Raw genomic sequence first — 1,191 nt, forward strand, 5'->3', positions numbered from 1 at the left:
ATGAAATCGTAGGCGAACGCTACTCCCGTGTGTGGCGCCACGAATCGATCCGCTTTCCCGGCGGCAAGAATTCGGGCTGAACTCTGAGCATGGTGGTATAAGGCGCCCACGCACCGATGATGCAGCATATCGCGCCCGAGATCATCGAGCGGGTGAACCGCTTCTTCGGGTATCCGGCCGTCGCCCGGTTGCAGATCCGGCAGGGCGAGCTGCCCATGGCGGCACCGCGCCGCGCCGCGCCGCCCAAGCCGCAGCCGGTGCCGCCGGAAATGGGCGACGGCCTGCGCCAGATCGCCGATCCGGAGCTTCGTGCCGTGCTCGAGTCGCTTGCCGCGGGCGTCGCTGCGACGCGCGGCCTTCCCAAGGTGTCGTGATGCGTCTTTTCCTGTCGCTGGCCGCGCTCGGCCTTTCGCTGTCCGCTGTCCCGGCCGATGCCGCCCAGGCACGAGCCAAGATGGACTGGAGCACCCACGTCACCCAGACGCCCGCCGGGACCTATGTCATCGGCAATCCGGCGGCGCGGGTGAAGCTGGTCGAATATGTCAGCTATACCTGTCCGCATTGCGCCGTCTTCACCACCGAATCGGCGCCCGTCCTGAAAGGACAGATGGTCCGCTCGGGCTCGACCAGCATCGAGATTCGCCATTTCATCCGCGACCGGCTGGACCTCGCCGCCGCGCTGATCGCGCGGTGCGGCGGGGCGGGCAAGTTCGCCCGCCTGACCGAGACGATCTTCGCGCAGCAGCGCGACTGGCTGAAGCGCGGTATGGAGTTTGACCAGGCCAATGCCCAGCGGATCGGCACCTATCCCCCCGCCGCGCAGATGCGCGCCGAGGCGGACGGATCGGGGCTGACCGCGATCGGCAAGAGCGCCGGCTTGAGCGATGCGCAGATCACCGCCTGCCTGTCGGATCGCGCCGCCACCGACCGGATCGTCGCGATGACGACCGCTGCGCCCGACTCGATCGAGGGCACGCCCGGCTTCTCCATCAACGGCAAGCAGGCGATGGGCGTGTTCACTTGGGACAAGCTGCAGCCGCTGTTGCGCGCAAGCGCCGCCCGCTAAATCCTTCTTTTCCCTTCGGAGAATATGTCGATGAAGTCTCGTCTCCTCCTCCTCGCCCTTCCGCTCGCGCTGGCCGCCTGCGGTGGCGGCAATGGCGACGCCAACAGCAGCGCCCCCGCCGCCTC

General features: G+C 67.8%; 1 protein-coding gene and 1 pseudogene. Both read left to right on the plus strand.

Going from position 1 to position 1,191, the window contains the following annotated elements:
- A pseudogene (locus U1700_RS14955) lies at positions 1 to 374 on the plus strand (DUF721 domain-containing protein); the annotation flags it as partial.
- Positions 374 to 1,066, plus strand: a complete 693-nt coding sequence (locus U1700_RS14960) for a thioredoxin domain-containing protein (protein ID WP_332753472.1) — start codon at positions 374 to 376, stop codon at positions 1,064 to 1,066. The pseudogene U1700_RS14955 and the gene U1700_RS14960, both read left to right, overlap by 1 nt.
- Positions 1,067 to 1,191: the final 125 nt, after the last annotated feature.

Origin of the sequence: Sphingomonas sp. RB1R13 (genome assembly GCF_036663775.1) — a bacterium.
GTDB lineage: Bacteria > Pseudomonadota > Alphaproteobacteria > Sphingomonadales > Sphingomonadaceae > Sphingomicrobium.